The following is an 18,397-nucleotide window of genomic DNA, read 5'->3' as shown; positions in this document are numbered from 1 at the left end:
CTCTGACCGCGACCGCAATTGCAACCACAGCCCGGCCCGTGGCCGGAAAGCGTCGTGGGGCGGCCGGAACCGCGCGGGTGTGACGCAACAGTCACCGGCCTCCCGGAGGCGAAGATTCCGGGAGCCCGGCGGTGCTCGGGCGGCGATTCTTCGGGGCGGACGGCCGGGGCCCGCAGACCTGCCGGTCGGCGGTGACCAGAGTCCGATATCCGCATCTCGCCATGTGGAACGGGTCGGGCGGAGAACCCCTGCTCGTTAGACTGGTCGCGACCTACCACCCCGAGTCGAGGAGCCCCCGTGGGCCTTGTCGTGCAGAAGTACGGCGGCTCATCCGTCGCGGATGCCGAAGGCATCAAGCGCGTCGCCCGCCGCATCGTGGACACCAAGAAGGCCGGCCACGAGGTCGTCGTCGTGGTCTCCGCGATGGGTGACACCACGGACGAACTCATCGAGCTGGCGGAACAGGTGACCCCTATTCCGTCCGGTCGCGAGTTCGACATGCTGCTGACCGCCGGAGAGCGCATCTCGATGGCGCTGCTGGCCATGGCGATCCGGACGCTGGGCTTCGACGCCCAGTCGTTCACCGGCAGCCAGGCCGGTGTGATCACCGACTCGACCCACAACAAGGCGCGCATCATCGATGTGACGCCGGGCCGGATCCGGGCGGCCCTGGACGAGGGCAACATCGCGATCGTGGCCGGTTTCCAGGGCGTGTCCCAGGTCTCCAAGGACATCACCACGCTGGGCCGCGGCGGTTCGGACACCACCGCGGTGGCGCTGGCGGCCGCGCTGGGCGCCGAGGTCTGCGAGATCTACACCGACGTGGACGGCGTGTTCACCGCCGACCCGCGGGTGGTCAAGAAGGCCCGCAAGATCGACTGGATCGCCTTCGAGGACATGCTGGAGCTGGCCTCCTCCGGCTCGAAGGTGCTGCTCGACCGCTGCGTGGAGTACGCGCGGCGCTACAACATCCCGATTCACGTACGATCGTCGTTCTCCGGTCTGCCGGGGACGATCGTCAGTGGCACCAACCCGAACAAGAAGCCCGAAGGGGGCGAGATGGAGCAGGCCATCATCTCCGGAGTCGCCCACGACACGTCGGAGGCCAAGGTCACCGTCGTCGGCGTGCCCGACAAGCCGGGCGAGGCGGCCCGGATCTTCCGCGCGATCGCGGATGCCGAGGTCAACATCGACATGGTCGTGCAGAACGTGTCGGCCGCGGCCACCGGCCTGACCGACATCTCCTTCACGCTGCCCACCAACGAGGGCCAGAAGGCGCTGGACGCGCTGAACCGGGTCAAGGAGGGCATCGGCTTCGAGTCGCTGCGCTTCGACGACGCGATCGGCAAGATCTCGCTGGTCGGTGCCGGCATGCGCTCCAACCCGGGTGTCACCGCGACCTTCTTCGAGGCGCTCTCCGAGGCGGGCGTGAACATCGAGCTGATCTCCACCTCGGAGATCCGGATCTCGGTGGTCACCCGCGCGGAGGACGTGCCGGAGGCGGTCCGCGCCGTGCACACCGCCTTCGGGCTGGACAGCGAGAGCGACGAGGCGGTCGTCTACGGCGGCACCGGCCGCTGAGCCGCCGGGTCGGGGCCGGTGAGCGGGCCCGCCCCGGATACCCACACCGCAACGGTTGTGTGCGGGAGGGGTGAAGCGGACCCGGCCCGTCCGCCGGGTCTGCCAGAATCCCCCTTCGGAGCCAGTGCGCTCGGGAGGGGGATTCCTCCTTCCCGCGCAACAACGCCCCCGGCCGGGGCAACCAGGACAGGGGATCGTGTGTCCAACCATCGTGACGGACGTGACGGGGGCGGCGGTGGCGGCCGCCCTGCCCGGGGCGGCCCGGCGGGCCGGTAGTCGGATGGGCTTTGCTGCGGCGGCAGCGGACGCGACCGGGGCCAGCGTGGACCAGCTCACCGACGCCTACCGGGCCCACTACCGTTCCCTGTTGCGGCTCGCCGCTCTCCTGCTGGACGACCTGTCCTCCTGCGAGGACGTCGTGCAGGAAGCGTTCGTCCGGGTGCACGCCGCCCGGCGCCGGGTCCGCGACCCCGAGAAGACGCTCGCCTACCTACGGCAGACCGTGGTCAACCTGTCCCGGTCCACGCTGCGGCGCCGCCTGCTGGGTCTCCGTCTGCTGCCCAAGCCCATGCCTGACATGGCCAGTGCAGAAGAGGGGGCTTACGATGCGCTGGAGCGCGACGAACTCAAGGCCGCGCTACGGGGGTTGCAACGCCGTCAGCGGGAGGTGCTGGTGCTGCGCTACTACGCCGACCTGACGGAGGCCCAGGTCGCCGAGGTGCTCGGCATTTCCGTCGGCTCGGTGAAGGCGTACGGGTCGCGCGGGATCGCCGCCCTGCGGGTGCGGATGGAGAGCGGCGATGACTGAGGGCCGGACCGACCGCCCCGGCGAGGGACCGTCGGGCGGCGCGGGGCACCTCGACGAGGGACCGCCCGGCCCGCTGACCGAGGAACTGCTGCGCGCCCGGCTGCACCGTGCCGTCGCCGCCGTCGAACCCGAGCCCGGCGCGCTGCCCCGGCTGCGCGCCGCCGTGCCGCGCCGACGCGCCGTCCGCCGACGGGCCCTGGGCGGGGCCGTGGTGCTGGCCGCCGCCATCGCCGCGCTGCCGGTGGTGAACGCCACCGGGCCGTTCGACCTGTCCGGCGACCCGACCGGCGGGCAGGCCGCGCCCAGCCAGGGCGCCAGCCAGGTGAAGACCCCCGGCGGCCGCACCGGGCACCCGCACACCTACGCCGGGACACCGTCCGCCGGGTCGGCGGCGCCCAGCCCGGAGGCGTCCGCGAGCCCGTCCGCGACCGGCACGCCGGGCGCCCCGCTCGTCGCCGCCCCGGTGTGCTCCCGCACCGACCTCGGCCGGGCCGCCGCCGAGCAGGCCACCGCCGACCCGGCCGACGGCGAGGTGTACGGCTGGTTCAGGCTGACCAACACCGCCGGCCGGGCCTGTCGGGTGACCGGCCCCGGCAGGCTCGCCCTGGGGGCCGGCGCGACCGGCGTCCAACTGCTCGCGCACACCGCCGGCGACCCGGCCGGCTCGCTGCCCGACCCGGCGGCGCTGCCCGCCGAGGTGCTGCTCGGCCCGGGCGGCTCCTACCTGGTGCGGTTCGCCTGGGTGCCGGCCCGCTGCCCGACCGCCTCCGAGTCGCCCACCGGCGCGGGCGGGTCGCAGCAGCCCAGCGCGGGGGACAGCGCCGCCGCGATGGGCCCCGCCGACGCCGCGCCGGGGCCGACGCCGGCTTCCGTCGAGGCCGATCCGACCCCGACCGCGGAGCCGAGTTCCGGGGCGGGCGCCGGAAGTCCGACGGCCGAGGTCTTCGCCCTCGGCTACGCGCCCGACCAGGGCGCCGCGGGAGCGCCGGTCGGCACCACGCTGCCGGTGGGCTGCGGTGGCGCCGTCTACTGGACCGGCCCGGAGCTCGACCAGACCCGGCCCGTCCAGGCCTCGCCGAGCGCCACGCCCTGACGCCCCGCCGGGTCCCCGGAGCCGGGCAGCCTGGGCCGGGTCGACGACGGGCCAGGTCGACGACGGGCCAGGCCGACGACGGGTCAGGTCAGCGGGTCAGGTCCGGCGGGTCAGGTCGGCGGGTCAGGCCTGACGGGTCGGCAGCACCACCAGCTGGCGCAGGTTCACGTGCCGGGGACGGCTGACCGCGTAGGCGACCAGGTCGGCGATGTCGGCGGCGGCCAGCGGGCCGATCGCGTCGAACATCGCGCCGAGCTGGCCGCCCGGGCCGAGCGCCGGGTTGTCGATGTGGGTGCCCAGCTCGGTGTCGGTCAGGCCGGGCTCGATGTTGGTGACCCGGACGTCGCGCGGGCCGTACTCGCTGCGCAGCGCGGCCGAGAGCTGGGTCAGCGCGGCCTTGGTGGCGCCGTACACCGCGTAGTTGGGGAAGACCACGTGCGCGCCGATCGAGGAGACGTCCACCAGGTCGGCGGTGGCGCCGGTCGCGGCGGCCTCGACCAGGTCGGGGCCGAAGGCGCGGATCATCCGCAGCGCGCCGGTCACGTTGGTGTCGATCATGCGGGACCACTCGTCGATCCGACCGTCGTCGATCGGGTTGGGCAGCATCACCCCGGCCGAGTTGACCAGCAGGTCGACCCGGCCGAAGGTCTCGTGGACGAGCTCACGGGCGGCGTCGACGGAGGTCTGGTCGGTGACGTCGGCGGGCACCGCGAGCGCGTTCGGGCCGAGTTCGGCGGCCAGTTCGGCGAGCCGGCCGGCCCGGCGGGCCAGCAGCGCGACCCGGGCGCCGTCGGCGACCAGCTGCCGGGCGACGGCCTCGCCCATGCCGCTGGCGGCACCGGTGACGACGGCGGTCCGGGTGTTCAGGGTGGGGTAGCCCATGGGAATCGCTCTCCTCGTTCGCCGCGGGTCCCGCGTTCCGCGGCCCGCTTCCTGCTGACGGGTACGAGTCTGTTCGCCGGCGGCGGCCCTACCCAGTGCCGGGGTTTTCCTGGGTCCGGGAGAACCACCTTCGCGGCGGGCGCCGTATCGTCGACGCCATGAGCGAACTGGGGGAGTTCCTGCGACAGCGCCGCGCCCGCATCCAGCCGTCCGACGTGGGCCTGCCCGAGCTGGGCCGCCGCCGCCGGGTGCCCGGCCTGCGGCGGGAGGAGGTCGCGCGGCTGGCCGGGGTGAGCGTCGACTACTACGTGCGGCTCGAACAGGGCCGGGGCGACGGCGTCTCCGCGGAGGTGCTGGACGCGGTGGCCCGGGTGCTGCGGCTGGACGCCACCGAGCGCGGCCACCTGCACGACCTGGCCCGCCCGCCGCGCGACACCTACCGGCGCACGCCGCGGCGGATCAGGCCCGGGCTGCGGCTGGTGCTGGACTCGGTGGCCACGCCGGTGTTCGTGCTCGGCCGGTGCATGGACGTGCTGGCCTGGAACGCCCCGGCCGACGCGGTGATCGGCTTCTCCGGACTGCCGCCCGCCGAGCGGAACATGGCCCGGCACGCCTTCCTCACCGAGAGCGGCGGCCGGCTGTACCCGGAGTTCGAGCGGGTCGCCGCCGAGACGGTCGCCTACCTGCGGCTGGACGCGGCCCGGCACCCCGACGACCCCGAACTGGCCGCGCTGGTAGCCGACCTGACGGCCGGCAGCCCGCTGTTCGCCGAGCTGTGGGCCCGGCACGGCGTCCGGGAGAAGACGTCCGGGCGCAAGCTGCTGCTGCACCCGCGCGCCGGGGAGCTGGACTTCGGCTACGAGACGCTCGCCCCGCCCGGCGAGCCCGGGCTGCTGCTGGTGGTGTACACCGTCGAGCCGGGCTCGGTGACCGCCGAGCGGCTGGCCGCGCTCACCGCGTCCGTCCCGGCCTGAACGGAGCCGCGCCCCGGGGGCTGACGGCCCCGGAGCCGTCGGATCCCGGGCCGTCGGATCCCGGGCCGTCCCTCGGATCCCGGGCCGTCAGATCCCGAGCAGCCGGGCCCGGGCCCCGGCCCGGTCCAGCAGGGCGTGCACCTCGGCCTGCCGGCGGCCGGGGCGGTCGTTCCACACGTCGGGGGAGGGCACGGCGCGTCCGGTGGTGTGCAGCACCTCCATCACCTGGGCGCGGGCCCGGCGCACCGTGTACGCGGTGCCGTAGCCGTGCGCCAGCACGGCGGCCTGCGCGCCCAGCAGGCAGACCCGGCCGCGGGCGTCCCACAGCGCGCCCTGCGTCCAGCCGGCCTCGGCGAGGTAGCGGGAGGTCAGCCGCAGGTGTCCGGCGACGGTGACCTCCACCGGGCGGGCCGGGCGGCGGGCCAGCAGGTCCAGCAGCGAGCGGCGGGGCAGCGGGTGGCCGTGGTTCCAGGGCTGCCGGAAGCCGCCGTGCGGGTTCGCCGGCGGGGGCGGCGGGGGCACGGGCGCGGGCAGCCCGGCCAGGTACTGCTCGATCTCCTCGACCAGGCCCAGAGCCTGGGCGAGTTCGTGTGCGTCGAGCCGGTCGAACGGGGGCGCGGGGACGGTCACGGCAGGACTCCTCCGGTCATTATGTCCGTATTTGTTACGTTACCGTCGATGTCCCGTCAGCGGCCGCACCGCACCGGCTCCGTGTCCGCACCCGCCCCGCGCCCCCTCCCCGCCCCCGTCCCGCCCGTTCCGATCACCCCCCGCCATCGGGTTGGATGAGCGCATGAACGAGCAGACGAACGCCGTCCCGGCGTGGGAGCAGCGGTTCCGGGCGGCACGGGTGTCCCTGCCGGACTGGGCGGACGAGGCACCCGACCGGGCGTTGTACGTGTCCAACGCGACCGGCACCTACGAGGTCTACGCGTGGGACCGCTCCACCGACCGGCACCGCCGGGTCACCGACCGCCCCAACGGCACCACCGACGCCGAACTCTCCCCCGACGGGCAGTGGATCTGGTGGTTCGACGACACCGACGGCGACGAGTTCGGCGTCTGGCGCCGCCAGCCCTTCGCCGGCGGCCCGGACGAGGAGGCCGCCCCGGGCGTGCCCGCCGCCTACTCGGCGGGCCTGGCGCTCGGCCGCGACGGCACCGTGGTGGTCGGCACCTCCACCGACGACGAGGGCACCACCCTGTACCTGTGCCGCCCGGGCGCCGCCGGGCCCGAGGTGGTCTACCGGCACGCCGAGTACGGCGGCGTCGGCGACCTCTCGTACGACAGCGCCCTGCTGGCCGTCGACCACACCGAGCACGGCGACGCCATGCACTCGGCGATCCGGGTGCTGCGGCTGGCGGACGGCGCCACCGTCGCCGAGCTCGACGAGGTCACCGGCCGCGACGAGCCGCGCGGCGTCGCCTGCCTGGGCTTCGCGCCCGCCGACGGCGACACCCGGCTGCTGGTCGCCCACCAGCGCGGCGGCCGCTGGGAGCCGATGCTGTGGGACGTCGCGGCCGGCACCGAGACCGAACTCGTCCTGCGCGACGAGCGGGGCCGCCCGTTCCCCGGCGACCTGTCCGCGCAGTGGCGTCCGGACGCCCGCTCGCTGCTGATCGAGCACGAGTACGAGGCCCGCTCGGAGCTGTTCTCCTACGACCTGGAGAGCGGCGAGCTGACCAGGCTGGACACCCCGCGCGGCACCGTCGCCGGGGCCACCGCCCGCCCCGACGGCACGGTGGAGTTCCTCTGGTCCTCGGCCGCCGAGCCGTCCGCGGTGCGCTCCACCTCCGGCGCGGTGGTGCTGCGCGCCCCCGGCTCCGTCCCGCCCGGCTCGGTGCCGGTCGAGGACGTCTGGGTGGAGGGCCCCGGCGGCCGGGTGCACGCCCTGGTGCAGCGCCCGGCGGGCGAGGGCCCGCACCCCACGGTGTTCGAGGTGCACGGCGGCCCGACCCACCACGACAGCGACTCCTTCGCCGCCGGGCCCGCCGCCTGGCTCGACCACGGCTTCGCCGTCGTCCGGGTCAACTACCGCGGCTCCACCGGCTACGGGCGGGCCTGGACCGACGCGCTCACCGAACGCGTCGGCCTGATCGAACTGGAGGACATCGGCGCGGTCCGCGAGTGGGCGGTCTCCTCCGGCCTGGCCGACCCGGACCGGCTGGTGCTCTCCGGCGGCTCCTGGGGCGGCTACCTCACCCTGCTCGGCCTCGGCACCCAGCCCGACCACTGGACGCTCGGCCTGGCCGCCGTCCCGGTCGGCGACTACCTGGCCGCGTACGAGGACGAGATGGAGGCGCTGAAGTCCCTGGACCGCACGCTGTTCGGCGGCACGCCCGAGGAGGTCCCCGAGCGCTGGCGGGCCTCCTCCCCGCTGACGTACGTCGAGCGGGTCAAGGCGCCGGTGTACATCAGCGCCGGCGTCAACGACCCGCGCTGCCCGATCCGGCAGGTCGACAACTACGTCCGGAGGCTGGAGGAGCTCGGCAAGGTCCACGAGGTCTACCGCTACGATGCCGGGCACGGATCGCTGGTCGTCGACGAGCGGATCAAGCAGCTCCGGCTGGAGATCGACTTCGTCCGGCGCCACCTGGCACCCGGCACCGTCCGGTGAGCCGCGGAGGACCGGCCGACGAGGGGGAGAACTGATGGGTGGACGCAGCGCACTGGCCGCCGTCGCGGTCGGCGCCGTACTGCTGACGGCGGCCGGCTGTTCGTCGAACGGCGACAGCCACGGCTGCGTCCAGGCGGCGGGCGCCCCCGCGGCCGACACCGGGGTCGTGCTGGCCGCCGGCGGGGACGGCAGCGTCGTGCTGGCCAAGAGCGGCGGGCGCGGCTCCAAGGGCGGCTCCAGCGGCAGCCGGACCTCCAAGGGCTCCAAGAGCTCGGGCGGTTCGGGCAGCCAGGGCTCCAGCACGACGCACTACACCGGGGGCGGCACCACCGTGGTGCACCACTACCACCACCGCACCTCGGGCTCCACCCGCAGCGACGACTACGTCGACGACTGCGGCAACCCCTCGCCCGCGCCGGGCTTCGTCGACGGCGGCTTCGGCGACGACTGCGCCACCGCCCCGAGCGCGCTGCCCGCGGCCACCCCGGCCACCGGCACGCCCGCACCCCGCCCGACCGGCACCGGGGCGAGCGCCGCCCCGCCGCGGCCCTCCGCCGGCGCCGGGGCGACCGGCGCGGCGCCGTGCGGCAGCCCGAGTCCGAGCGCTTCCGCCGGGCCGGGCGGCAAGGCGTCGCCGTCCGCGTCCGCCTCGAAGACGGGCTGACGGCGCCGGGAGTCAGTCCAGGACCGGGTCCAGTCCGAGGGCCCGGTCCTGGACGGCCTCGGCCTCGCGGCGGACCAGCCGGAACCACATGAAGACCACGAACCCGGCGAAGACGAACCACTCCAGGGTGTAGCCCAGGTTCTGGAACGCCCGCAGGCTCAGCCCGTCCCCGCCCTGCGGCTGCACCGTGGGCACCGACGCCAGGCCGGCCGGGGCGTCGTCCGCCGCGAGCCAGCCGTCGTACACCGGGTACGGCAGCACGTTGACCAGGGTGGCCGGGCTGATCGTGCCCAGCTGTCCGGCGGGCAGGCCGCCCGCCACCGCGCCGCCGCTGCCGCTGTTCTCCGGGGCCTGGAGCCGGCCCGTCACGCTGACCTGCCCGGCCGGCGCGCCCGGGGCCGCGCCGGGCTCGCCCGCCGCCCAGCCGCGCACCACGGCCACCGCCCGGCCGCCGTCGGTGACCAGCGGGGTCAGCACGTAGTAGCCCTGCCGCCCGTCCACCGTCCGGCCCGGCACCAGCAGTTGGTGCGCGCCGTCGTAGGCGCCGGTGACCCGCACCGTCCGGCCGACGGTGTCGGTGCCGACCTTCGCCGCGCCGTCCGGCAGCACCGCCGCCAGCGGCTGCGCCTCGGCCCGGGCGGACGCGGCCGCCGCCCGGCCGTTCTCCTGGTGGGTCGACACCCGGGACTCGAAGCGGTCCAGCTGCCAGGTGCCCAGCATCAGGCAGACCGCGACCGCCGCCACCGCGACGACCGTGCCGACGAGCCACCGCGGGCTGAGCAGGAACCGGTACACCCCACCAAGGTAACCATTCCTGACATCCCGGATGACCGCGGGTCGGCGGCCCCGCTTCCGCCGCGTCCCGTATCAGGGATAGCATCCCGGATATGGGACAGGACGAACCCCCGGACGAGGAGGGCCGCCGCCTGGCCGCCCGCCTCGCCGCGCTGCGCGCCGACCGCGGCTGGTCGCTGGACGAGCTCGCCCGCCGCAGCGGCATCAGCCGCTCCACGCTCTCCCGGCTGGAGCGCGCCGAGCTCAGCCCGACCGCCGCCCAGCTCGGCCGGCTCTGCACCGCGCACGGCCGCACCGCCTCCCGGCTGCTCGCCGAGGTCGAGGCCGAGCCGCCCGGCCTGCTGCGCGCCGACGACCAGCCGCGCTGGCACGACCCGGCCACCGGCTTCGCCCGCCGCTCGGTCTCGCCCCCGCACCCGGGGCTGCGCGCCGAACTGGTCGAGGGCACCCTCCCGCCCGGCGCGGAGGTCTCCTACGCCGCCCCGCCCGTCCCCGGCCTGGAACACCACCTGTGGGTGCTGGACGGCGCGCTGGAACTGGAGCTGGACGGCACCGCGCACCGCCTCGCCGCGGGCGACTGCCTCCGCTACCGGCTGCACGGCACCTCCGGGTTCCACTGCCCCGGGCCCGACCCCGTCCGCTACCTGATCGCGCTGGTGCTGCCGTGACCCCGACCGTGACCGTCCGCCCGCTCACCCCCGAGGCCCTCGACGCCCGCCGCGACGCCCTCGCCGACCTGCTGCTGGACGCGGTGGCCGGCGGCGCCTCGGTCGGCTTCCTGGCCGGCACCGGCCACCGCGAGGCCGCCGACTGGTGGGCGGGGCTGCGCCCGTCCGTCGCCGCCGGCAGCAGGCTGCTGTGGACCGCCGAGGACGGCACCGGCCGGGTGCTCGGCACCGTCTCGCTGGTCCGCGAGGAGAAGCCCAACGGCCGCCACCGCGCCGAGGTCGCCAAGCTGCTGGTGCACCGCGACGCCCGCGGCGCGGGCCTGGGCCGCCGCCTGCTGGCGCACGCCGAGCGGGCCGCCCGGGAGCGCGGCGTGACCCTGCTGCTGCTCGACACCCAGACCGACAGCCCCGCCGAGCACCTCTACCGCACCGCCGGCTGGACGGCGTTCGGCACCGTCCCCGGCCACGCCGCCGCACCGGACGGCGTGCTCGCCGACACCACCTACTACTACAAGCGCCTCGACCACTGACCCCGTGGCAGGAAAGGTGGGGTGCGCGTCCTTGCTGCCACCGGGCCGGTCCGCCAACCTGGGGACATGCCGACCCGCAGCGTGCTCATCGTCCTGTTCGACGGGGTGCAGAGCCTCGACGTCACCGGCCCGCTGGAGGTGTTCCACGGCGCCGGGCACTCCGTCACCACCGCCTCGCCCGGCGGTCGGCCGGTGCGCAGCAGCAGCGGGCTGACCCTGCTGCCCGACACCGACCTCGACCTGGCCGGGCCCGCGCACACCCTGCTCGTGCCGGGCGGCGCCGGGGCCCGCGGCGAGGCCCCGCCCGAACTGCTCGCCCGGATCCGCGCCCTCGCGGCCGACGCCCGCCGGGTGGTCTCGGTCTGCACCGGCACCTTCCTGCTCGCCGCGGCCGGCCTGCTGGCGGGCCGCCGGGTCACCACCCACTGGCGGCACTGCGCGGCGCTGGCCGACCGGTACCCCGAGCTGACCGTCGACCCGGAGCCGATCTACGTCCGGGACGGCCGGTTCCTCTCCTCGGCGGGCGTCACCGCGGGCATCGACCTGGCGCTGCACCTGGTCGAGGAGGACCTGGGCCGGGAGGTGGCGCTGGCGGTCGCCCGCAGCCTGGTGGTGTTCCTGCGCCGCCCCGGCGGCCAGGCCCAGTTCTCCGCCCAGCTGTCGGCGCAGCTCGCCGAGCGGGACTCGGTGCGCGAGGTGCAGCGCTGGATCGTCGAGCACCCGGAGGAGGACCTGTCGGTGGAGTCGCTGGCCCGCCGGGCCTCGCTGTCGCCGCGCCAGTTCGCCCGGGTCTTCGCCTCGGACGTCGGCATGACCCCCGGCCGGTACGTGGCCGGGGCCCGGCTGGAGGCGGCCCGCCGCCGGCTGGAGGAGAGCCGGGACGGCGTCGAGCAGGTCGCCCGCTCCTGCGGCTACGGCTCGGCCGAGGCGATGCGCCGGGCCTTCGCCCGCACCCTGGCCACCACCCCGGCCGACTACCGCCGCCGCACCCGCTGAGAGCCGCCGCGGGCCCGCCGGTTCAGGCCGGGGTCACCACTGCGACCAGGGCACCGTCCAGCCGCTGAGGCCGTTGGCCGGGTCGAGCGGCTCGGTCTTGACCGAGTTCCGGACGATCACCACGTCGCCGACCTTCGAGGCGTTGTAGACCTGGCCGCCGGGGGTGTCGTCGCTGCCCTCCGGGGTGTCGGGCAGGCCGATGCAGCCGTGGCTGATGTTGGCGCGGCCGGCCACGCCGCGGGCCTGCGGGTTGCCGTGCAGGTAGGTGCCGGAGGTGGTCAGCCGCATCGCGTGCGGTTCCAGCGCCTCGTAGCCCGGGCCCTTGAGGTTGGTCTGGCCCTCGGAGGTCATCTTCTCCATCCGGCTCTTGGCCGAGATGACCATGGTGCCGTTCCAGGACGGGTTGTCGTCGGTGCCCGCGACGATCGCGACGGTCTGGTCGGGCTTGCCGTCCTCCCTGACCACCATCCGGTGGGTGCGGGCGTCGACCTCGCTGATCCGGGAGCGGGCGATGGTGAAGTGCTCGTCGCGCCGGGTCGCGCCGTACACGCCGGGCGCCAGCTCCACGCTCTCGGTGCGCAGGTGGACCCGCACGGTGGTGCCGGGCTTCCAGTACGCGGCGGGGCGCAGGTCGAGCCGGGTGTCGCCGTCGAACCAGTGGCCCCTGACCTCGGTGCCGTCCGAGGCCTCGACCACGACGGCCCTCTCGACGGCCTCCTTGTTCGTGACCTTCACGCCGCCGAAGTTCACCGAGACGATCATGCCGACGCCGAAGTCCTCGCCGGTCACCACGTTGTCCTCGACCTTGACCGTCCGCTTGGGGACGAGCGTGGTGAAGGTGCTGGTGGCGGTGGCGGCCACGCCGTCCGCGTCGGCGGCCCGGGCCTCCACCCGGTAGGTCGAGCCGACCGCGAGGCCGCCCGGGGCCGGGGCCCAGGTGAGGCCGTCGGCGGCGACGGCGCCCTCGACCGGCTCGCCGTCCTGGCCGGTGACGGTGACCCCGGTCAGCCTGCCGGTCGCCACCGAGACCTTGACCGCGCCCGGGGCCACGTCCTTCGCGCCGTCCCCCGGCTCGATCGACAGCACGGCCGCGGACGCCTTCGCCGGCGCCGGGGAGCTCGCGGCGCCCCCGCCCGGCGCGCCGGAACCGCCGCCGGCGCTGTCACCGCCGCCGCCACCGCACGCGGTCAGCAGCAGCGCCCCGCCCAGCACCGCGCCCACCATCGAAATCCGTCGCACCACGGCCCCCTCCGTCCGGTCTTTCCGGAAGAGGTACACGCACGGAGGGGCGGCCGGGTTTCGGCCGGACCCCCGGAGAAGTGTCACGGTTCCGCACGGCCGCGCGACGGCCGTCGGACGGGCCGGCCCCGACCGGTCGCCGGGTTCCGCCAGACCGGCCGGCGCGCGCGCCGGCCAGGCGGGCCCGGACCCTAGCCCTCCCCGTCCGGGCGCTGGAACTCCGGCTGGTCCAGCAGCCGCAGCCAGCTGCCGTCCGGCTGCTGCCGCACCACCTGGGCGCGGGCCCCGGCGCCGTCCTTCGGCGGGGTGGCGGTCAGCGCGATGCCGTCGGCGGCCAGCGTCGGCAGCGGCGGCTCGGGGGTGAACTGCGGGCGGTGGGCGAGGACCTTCTCCCACAGCTCCCGGATCGCCTCCCGACCGACCGTCACCTGCCCGGGCGGGTACGCCATCACCGCGTTCTCCTCGTACAGCGCCGCGACCCCGGCGGCGTCGCCCGCGTTGGATCGCTCCACGAACAGCCGGGTCAGGTCCTCGGGCCGCATCGCCTTCTCGTACTCGCCCATCGCCCGTTCCTCCTCGTCGTCGTTTGCTTCCCCTCCACCCTCCTCCCGCCGCTGTCAGAAGTCCATCAGCTGGTTTTGTTGTGAACTAGAATCCACACTCATGGAACTGAGGCAGCTGGAGTACTTCGTCGCGGTCGCCGAGGAGCGCAACTTCACCCGCGCCGCCGAACGGGTGCACATCAGCCAGTCGGGGGTGAGCGCCCAGATCAGGCAGCTCGAACGGGAGCTGGGCGCCGAGCTGTTCGACCGCTCGGCCCGCGCGGTGACGCTCACCGTCGCGGGCAAGGCCGCGCTGGAGCACGCCCGGCAGGCGCTGGACGCCGCCCGCGCGGTCGGGCAGGCGGTCGGCGAGGTGACCGGCCTGGTGCGCGGGAGCCTGCGCCTGGGCATGGTCGCCGGCTGCACCCTGACCCCGCTCTTCGACGGCCTGGCCGCCTTCCACCGGGCCCACCCCGGCGTCGAACTCGCCCTGCTGGAGGACGACTCCGAGCAGCTCACCGAGGCCGTCCGCACCGGCGCCCTCGACCTCGCCCTGATCGGCCGCCCCGCCCCCGCCCCGGACGGCCTGGACACCCACGTGGTGATCGGCGAACCCCTGGTCGCCGCCGTCCCGCCCGGCCACCCGCTGCTGGACGCCCCCGCCCCCGACCTCGCCGCCCTGCTCGCCCACCCGCTGGTCTGCATGCCCCGGGGCACCGGCCTGCGCGCCGTCCTGGACCGCGACTGCGCCGCCCGCGGCCTCACCCCGCGCATCGCCCTGGAGGCCGGCGCCGCCGCCGCGATCGCCGATCTGGCCCTCCGCGGCCTCGGCGTGGCCGTGCTCAGCCGCTCGATGGCCGAGTCGTTCCCGGCGCTCGTCCCCGTCCCCGTCACCGACCTGACCACCCCGGCCCTGCTGGCCCTGGTCAACCGCCCGTCCCCGCCCCCGGCCCTGCGCGCCCTGCTCTCCGCCCTGCGCCGGTCCTTCCACCTCCAGGCGTGACGGGGGGCCGCCGGCCCGCCGACGGCCCCGTCCCTCCCTCAGTTCACGAACGCCAGCTCGTGCGGCGTCCCGTTGAACCGCTGCCCGCCGTCCTCGGTGACGGTCACGATGTCCTCGATCCGGACGCCGAACCGCCCCGGCAGGTAGACCCCCGGCTCGATCGAGAAGCACATCCCGGGCACCAGCTCCTGGGTCTCGCCCTCGACCATGTACGGCGGCTCGTGGGTGGTCAGCCCGATGCCGTGGCCGACCCGGTGGATGAAGTACTCGCCGTACCCGCCGTCGGTGATCACCTTCCGGGCGATCCGGTCGATCTCCTGGCAGGCCACCCCGGGCGCGACGGCGTCGAACGCGGCCTGCTGGGCGCGCCGCACCAGGTCGTGGACGGCGAGCACCTCCTCGGGCGGCTCGGTGCCGACGAACACGGTGCGGGTGGTGTCGGAGCCGTAGCCGTCCTTCAGCCCGCCGAAGTCCAGCACCACGGTGTCGCCGCGCCGGATCACCCGGTCCCCGGCCTCGTGGTGCGGGTTCGCCCCGTTCGGCCCGGAGCCGACCACGGTGAAGTCCACCTGGCTGTGCCCGTGCTTCGTGAGCAGCGCGGCCAGGTCGGCGGCCACCTGGTTCTCGGTCCGCCCGGCGAAGTCGACGCCCAGGATCTCCCCGTACGCCAGGTCCGCCGCCGCCCCGGCCGCGGCCAGCAGCTCCAGCTCGTCGTGGTCCTTCACCGCCCGCAGCATCGGCAGCACCGCCGTCAGCGCCGCGTACGAGGTGCCCGGCAGCGTCCGCTGCAGCCCGAGCAGGTGCATCGCCCAGGCGCTGTCGGAGATCCCGTACCGGCCGCCACCGTCCAGGTTCGGCGCGAGCGCCGCGTACGGGTCGCTGCCGTCCGTCCAGTCGGCCATCCGGACGGCCTCCGCGCCCGGCGCCTGCTCGGCGTCCGGCCGCTCCAACTTCGGCACCAGCAGCACCGGTTCGGCGCCGGCCGCGATCACCAGGGCGGTCAGCCGCTCGGTCGTCGCGGTCGGCCGGTAGCCGGTCAGGTAGGTCAGGTCGGGCCCCGGGGTGACGACCAGTCCGGCCAGGCCGGCGTCCGCGGCGGCGGTCGCGGCGCGGGCCATCCGGGCCTGGAAGTCGGCGGTGGTGAACGGCGCGGGCATGGGCTCCCTCTCGGTTCAGCGGTGGGCGGCGGCCGCGTAGTGGCGCAGGAACAGCGCCTCCACCCGGGCCATGTGCTCGATCTCGGACGGGTCCACGCTCTCGTTCGGCGCGTGGATCAGGCAACGCGGCTCCTCCACGCCCATCAGGACGATCTCCGACTCCGGGTACTGCGCCGCCAGCACGTTGCACAGCGGGATCGACCCGCCCTGCCCGAGGAAGGACAGCGGCTTCCCGTAGACCTCCCGCGCGGCCGCGTCCAGCGCAGCGTACGCCCGGCCGTCGGTGGCGGCCTTGAAAGGCGAGCCCTTCGACTCCGGCGCCACCGACACCCGGGCGCCCCACGGCGCGGCCGCCACCAGGTGCGCGGTCAGCGCGTCCTGCGCGGCGCCCGGGTCCATGCCGGGCGGCACCCGCAGGCTGACCCGGGCCCGGGCGCTGCCGGGGACCGCCGCCGCCGAGCCGACCACCGGCGCGCAGTCGATGCCCAGCACCGTCACCGCCGGGCGCGCCCACAGCCGGTCCGCGACCGTCCCGGAGCCGGTCAGGCCGACGCCCTCCAGCACCCCCGCGTCCGCGCGGAACTGCTGCTCGTCGTACCCGACGCCCTCCCACGTCCCGCCGTTGTCCAGCCCGTCGATCCGGGTGCCGCCCTCGGCGTCGCGCAGCGAGTCCAGGATCCGGATCAGCGCGGCCAGCGCGTCCGGGGCCGGGCCGCCGAACATGCCGGAGTGCACGTCCGACTCCAGCGTCTCCACCGTCACCACGACGTTCGCCAGGCCGCGCAGCGAGGTGGTCGCGGTCGGCACCCCGACCGCCGCGTTGCCGGTGTCGCAGACCAGCAGCACGTCCGCGTGCAGGTCCTCGGGGTGCTGCGGGACGTACGCCTCCAGGCCGCCGGTGCCCTGCTCCTCCGAGCCCTCGGCGACCAGCTTGATCCCCACCGGCAGGTCGTCGCCGAGCGCCCGCAGCGCGGTGAGGTGCATGACGATGTTGCCCTTGCAGTCCGCCGCGCCGCGCCCGTACCAGCGCCCGTCCCGCTCGGTCAGCTCGAACGGGGGCGTGATCCAGGCGGCGTCGTCCAGCGGCGGCTGCACGTCGTAGTGGCAGTACAGCAGCACGGTCGGTGCGCCGGGCGGCGGCGGGCGGTGCCCCAGGACGGCGTGGCTGCCGTCCGGGGTCTCCACCAGCCGGACGTCCCGCAGGCCGGCCTCGGCGAACGCGGCGGCCACCCACTCGGCGGCCTCCCGGCACCGCTCCGGCGGCTGCTGCCGGGGGTCGGCGACCGACGGGATGGCGACCAGTTCGGCCAGGTCGCGCCGGGCCAGGGGCATCAGCGCCGCGATGCGGGCGGCGAGTTCGGTGTCGGTGCTCATCGGCGTTGCCTCAACCCTCAGTCCCTGACCGTGTCGTCGGTCTTGATGTCCTTGATCTTCTCCTGGTAGCCCGCCGGCTGGTCCGGACAGTAGACGCCCAGGATCGATTCCTCCGCCTGCACCGCCCGGGAGGCCACGATGACCGGCCGCTGCCCGGGCCCGGCCGCCCCGTCGGACATCGGCACCCGGTGCAGCCCGGTCTTCAGCGCGCTCGCCGGGTCCTCGCACACCGCGCCGCCGTCCGTCCCCGGCGTCCGGGCGACCTGCTCCCGGTCCGGCGTCGGGCAGCCGTTCTCCTGCAGCTTCGAGACCAGCTCGTCGGCCCTCCGGAACGACTCGTCGGTGTCGTGCTGCTGGGTGAACGACAGCAGGCCCACTACCACCACCATCGCACCAGCACCACGATCGCGCCGACGTGGATCCACCTGTGCTGCGAGGCCATCCGGGTGGTGCTCATGCCGTTCCTCCCGCCACGGCCGCGGCGGCGGCGGGGCCGCGCCACCGGGGCTTGCCGGCCTTCAGGAAGGCGAACGGGATGATCACGCCCAGCAGCAGCAGACCGCCGCCGATGATCCCGACGTACGCCCGGACGCCGCCGCCGCCGAACTGCGAGGACGGCACGAACCCGATCACCATCGCCGCCGCCGCCGACGCCGGCAGGCCCACTGCGCACAGCACCCCCGGCGCCGGGGCGCGGAAGCCGCGCGGGTGGTCCGGCTGGAGCTTCCGCAGCCGCATCGCCGCCGGGATGTTCTGCTGCACGCCGTGGCTGTTCGGCTTCTGCGGCGACGGCGGCAGGTAGCCCTCCTGCCGGGAGATCATCAGCAGACCCTTGGACGGGCCGGCCGGCCAGGTCAGCATGCCGCCCAGCGAGGCCGCGACCAGGCCCACCGCGATCAGCGGCGTCGGCCGGCCGATGTGGAAGTACTGGAAGAACGCGTCGAACGCCTGCATCACGCCCGCCGTCAGCGACAGCTGGTCGGCCGGCACCACCCAGCTGATCGCCGGCGCCGGCAGGATGAAGATCAACAGCACCATCCCGACTGCCGGGAACATCGAGCGCGGGAACTCCCTGCCCGGGTCCTTCAGCGAGGAGACGTGCACCGCGTTCATCTCCATGCCCGAGTAGCTCAGGAAGTTGTTGACGATCAGCACCGGGCTCGCCACCGCACCCGTCCCGCGCGAGGACACCCAGACGCCCGTCCAGTGCAGCACCATGATCACGATCGCCGGCACCACGTACAGGAACACGCCCGCCGGCCCGTACACCGCCACCGTCGGCGCGGACCGCAGACTCGCCACCGAACCGGTGGTCATCAGCGCCAGCGTCACCCGGGTCGTCCTGGGCACCGCCACGGCCTTCACCCGCTCCGCCGCAACCGCCGCCGTCCCCCTGTCCGGACTCGGCACATCCGCCGCGCTCACCCACCGCCTCCTCGAAGCGACCCCGCCCACCGGGGCCCGCCCCCCACCC

Annotated in this window: 19 protein-coding genes; 10 read left to right on the top strand and 9 right to left on the bottom strand. The window is 75.4% G+C overall.

The genetic code is table 11. The features are described from left to right. The first annotated feature begins 297 nt into the window (after positions 1-297). From OO48_RS27790 to OO48_RS27780, 3 genes are all read left to right on the top strand, one after another. Positions 298-1,581 (top strand): aspartate kinase, encoded by a 1,284-nt coding sequence (locus OO48_RS27790; protein WP_033221135.1) that lies wholly within the window; start codon positions 298-300, stop codon positions 1,579-1,581. A gap of 280 nt (positions 1,582-1,861) precedes the next feature. Further along, the gene (locus OO48_RS27785; RefSeq protein ID WP_051732944.1) at positions 1,862-2,389 is read left to right on the top strand and encodes a SigE family RNA polymerase sigma factor; all 528 of its coding nucleotides are present in this window, start codon (positions 1,862-1,864) and stop codon (positions 2,387-2,389) included. Then, entirely contained in the window at positions 2,382-3,482 is a 1,101-nt protein-coding gene (locus OO48_RS27780; RefSeq protein ID WP_051732940.1) for a hypothetical protein, read from the top strand. The genes OO48_RS27785 and OO48_RS27780 overlap by 8 nt, the downstream gene beginning before the upstream one ends. A 123-nt stretch (positions 3,483-3,605) precedes the next feature. Here the strand turns inward: OO48_RS27780 and OO48_RS27775 are convergent, their stop codons facing one another. After that, positions 3,606-4,364 (bottom strand): SDR family oxidoreductase, encoded by a 759-nt coding sequence (locus tag OO48_RS27775; protein WP_033221134.1) that lies wholly within the window; start codon positions 4,362-4,364, stop codon positions 3,606-3,608. A gap of 158 nt (positions 4,365-4,522) precedes the next feature. On the opposite strand from OO48_RS27775, the gene OO48_RS27770 reads away from it, so the two are divergent. Beyond that, positions 4,523-5,338: a helix-turn-helix transcriptional regulator gene (locus tag OO48_RS27770; protein ID WP_033221133.1), complete on the top strand. Its 816-nt coding sequence runs from the start codon at positions 4,523-4,525 to the stop codon at positions 5,336-5,338. Positions 5,339-5,425: 87 nt separating this feature from the next. Here the strand turns inward: OO48_RS27770 and OO48_RS35480 are convergent, their stop codons facing one another. After that, positions 5,426-5,968: a DUF6197 family protein gene (locus OO48_RS35480; protein WP_051732938.1), complete on the bottom strand. Its 543-nt coding sequence runs from the start codon at positions 5,966-5,968 to the stop codon at positions 5,426-5,428. Positions 5,969-6,131: 163 nt separating this feature from the next. On the opposite strand from OO48_RS35480, the gene OO48_RS27760 reads away from it, so the two are divergent. After that, positions 6,132-7,955 (top strand): S9 family peptidase, encoded by a 1,824-nt coding sequence (locus tag OO48_RS27760; protein WP_033221132.1) that lies wholly within the window; start codon positions 6,132-6,134, stop codon positions 7,953-7,955. Between the two features lie 34 nt (positions 7,956-7,989). Beyond that, positions 7,990-8,619: a hypothetical protein gene (locus OO48_RS27755; protein WP_033221131.1), complete on the top strand. Its 630-nt coding sequence runs from the start codon at positions 7,990-7,992 to the stop codon at positions 8,617-8,619. 12 nt (positions 8,620-8,631) lie between these two features. Here the strand turns inward: OO48_RS27755 and OO48_RS27750 are convergent, their stop codons facing one another. Then, positions 8,632-9,414 (bottom strand): SURF1 family protein, encoded by a 783-nt coding sequence (locus OO48_RS27750; RefSeq protein WP_033221130.1) that lies wholly within the window; start codon positions 9,412-9,414, stop codon positions 8,632-8,634. Between the two features lie 92 nt (positions 9,415-9,506). On the opposite strand from OO48_RS27750, the gene OO48_RS27745 reads away from it, so the two are divergent. The 3 genes from OO48_RS27745 to OO48_RS27735 all read left to right on the top strand — a co-directional run bounded on the left by OO48_RS27745 (position 9,507) and on the right by OO48_RS27735 (position 11,608). Next, positions 9,507-10,082 carry a helix-turn-helix domain-containing protein gene (locus OO48_RS27745; RefSeq protein WP_033221129.1) on the top strand — a complete coding sequence of 192 codons (576 nt, stop codon included), beginning with the start codon at positions 9,507-9,509 and terminating at the stop codon, positions 10,080-10,082. Next, positions 10,079-10,612 (top strand): GNAT family N-acetyltransferase, encoded by a 534-nt coding sequence (locus tag OO48_RS27740; RefSeq protein WP_245194828.1) that lies wholly within the window; start codon positions 10,079-10,081, stop codon positions 10,610-10,612. Before OO48_RS27745 ends, OO48_RS27740 begins: the two co-directional genes overlap by 4 nt. A 66-nt stretch (positions 10,613-10,678) precedes the next feature. Next, positions 10,679-11,608 (top strand): GlxA family transcriptional regulator, encoded by a 930-nt coding sequence (locus tag OO48_RS27735; protein ID WP_033221128.1) that lies wholly within the window; start codon positions 10,679-10,681, stop codon positions 11,606-11,608. Positions 11,609-11,641: 33 nt separating this feature from the next. Here the strand turns inward: OO48_RS27735 and OO48_RS27730 are convergent, their stop codons facing one another. After that, the gene (locus OO48_RS27730; protein ID WP_157845552.1) at positions 11,642-12,850 is read right to left on the bottom strand and encodes a L,D-transpeptidase; all 1,209 of its coding nucleotides are present in this window, start codon (positions 12,848-12,850) and stop codon (positions 11,642-11,644) included. Positions 12,851-13,038: 188 nt separating this feature from the next. Continuing rightward, entirely contained in the window at positions 13,039-13,410 is a 372-nt protein-coding gene (locus OO48_RS27725) for a YybH family protein (RefSeq protein ID WP_033221125.1), read from the bottom strand. 100 nt (positions 13,411-13,510) lie between these two features. Between OO48_RS27725 and OO48_RS27720 the strand changes: the two genes are divergently transcribed. Continuing rightward, complete coding sequence (locus tag OO48_RS27720) at positions 13,511-14,392, top strand: LysR family transcriptional regulator (RefSeq protein ID WP_033221123.1); 882 nt, start codon at positions 13,511-13,513, stop codon at positions 14,390-14,392. 38 nt (positions 14,393-14,430) lie between these two features. Here the strand turns inward: OO48_RS27720 and OO48_RS27715 are convergent, their stop codons facing one another. The 4 genes from OO48_RS27715 to OO48_RS27700 all read right to left on the bottom strand — a co-directional run bounded on the left by OO48_RS27715 (position 14,431) and on the right by OO48_RS27700 (position 18,348). Further along, positions 14,431-15,549, bottom strand: coding sequence for an aminopeptidase P family protein (locus OO48_RS27715; protein ID WP_033221122.1), 1,119 nt, complete (start codon positions 15,547-15,549; stop codon positions 14,431-14,433). Positions 15,550-15,564: 15 nt separating this feature from the next. After that, positions 15,565-16,923 (bottom strand): dipeptidase, encoded by a 1,359-nt coding sequence (locus tag OO48_RS27710; RefSeq protein WP_033221120.1) that lies wholly within the window; start codon positions 16,921-16,923, stop codon positions 15,565-15,567. Between the two features lie 17 nt (positions 16,924-16,940). Next, positions 16,941-17,312: a hypothetical protein gene (locus OO48_RS34605; RefSeq protein WP_157845551.1), complete on the bottom strand. Its 372-nt coding sequence runs from the start codon at positions 17,310-17,312 to the stop codon at positions 16,941-16,943. Between the two features lie 64 nt (positions 17,313-17,376). Further along, on the bottom strand, positions 17,377-18,348 hold the full coding sequence (locus tag OO48_RS27700; RefSeq protein ID WP_033221118.1) for an amino acid permease: 972 nt from the start codon (positions 18,346-18,348) through the stop codon (positions 17,377-17,379). Positions 18,349-18,397: the final 49 nt, after the last annotated feature.

Source organism: Kitasatospora phosalacinea (assembly GCF_000716545.1).
GTDB classification, from domain to species: domain Bacteria; phylum Actinomycetota; class Actinomycetes; order Streptomycetales; family Streptomycetaceae; genus Kitasatospora; species Kitasatospora phosalacinea.
This window is presented reverse-complemented; position numbering and strand designations above follow the sequence as displayed.

Coding starts and splice junctions, on each gene's coding strand:
- OO48_RS27770 (WP_033221133.1), top strand. CDS start 4,523: ATGAGCGAACTGGGGGAGTTCCTGCGACAGCGCCGCGCCCGCATCCAG.
- OO48_RS27715 (WP_033221122.1), bottom strand. CDS start 15,549: ATGCCCGCGCCGTTCACCACCGCCGACTTCCAGGCCCGGATGGCCCGC.
- OO48_RS27775 (WP_033221134.1), bottom strand. CDS start 4,364: ATGGGCTACCCCACCCTGAACACCCGGACCGCCGTCGTCACCGGTGCC.
- OO48_RS27755 (WP_033221131.1), top strand. CDS start 7,990: ATGGGTGGACGCAGCGCACTGGCCGCCGTCGCGGTCGGCGCCGTACTG.
- OO48_RS27710 (WP_033221120.1), bottom strand. CDS start 16,923: ATGAGCACCGACACCGAACTCGCCGCCCGCATCGCGGCGCTGATGCCC.
- OO48_RS34605 (WP_157845551.1), bottom strand. CDS start 17,312: ATGGTGGTGGTAGTGGGCCTGCTGTCGTTCACCCAGCAGCACGACACC.
- OO48_RS27760 (WP_033221132.1), top strand. CDS start 6,132: ATGAACGAGCAGACGAACGCCGTCCCGGCGTGGGAGCAGCGGTTCCGG.
- OO48_RS27785 (WP_051732944.1), top strand. CDS start 1,862: ATGGGCTTTGCTGCGGCGGCAGCGGACGCGACCGGGGCCAGCGTGGAC.
- OO48_RS27720 (WP_033221123.1), top strand. CDS start 13,511: ATGGAACTGAGGCAGCTGGAGTACTTCGTCGCGGTCGCCGAGGAGCGC.
- OO48_RS27745 (WP_033221129.1), top strand. CDS start 9,507: ATGGGACAGGACGAACCCCCGGACGAGGAGGGCCGCCGCCTGGCCGCC.
- OO48_RS27780 (WP_051732940.1), top strand. CDS start 2,382: ATGACTGAGGGCCGGACCGACCGCCCCGGCGAGGGACCGTCGGGCGGC.
- OO48_RS27735 (WP_033221128.1), top strand. CDS start 10,679: ATGCCGACCCGCAGCGTGCTCATCGTCCTGTTCGACGGGGTGCAGAGC.
- OO48_RS27725 (WP_033221125.1), bottom strand. CDS start 13,410: ATGGGCGAGTACGAGAAGGCGATGCGGCCCGAGGACCTGACCCGGCTG.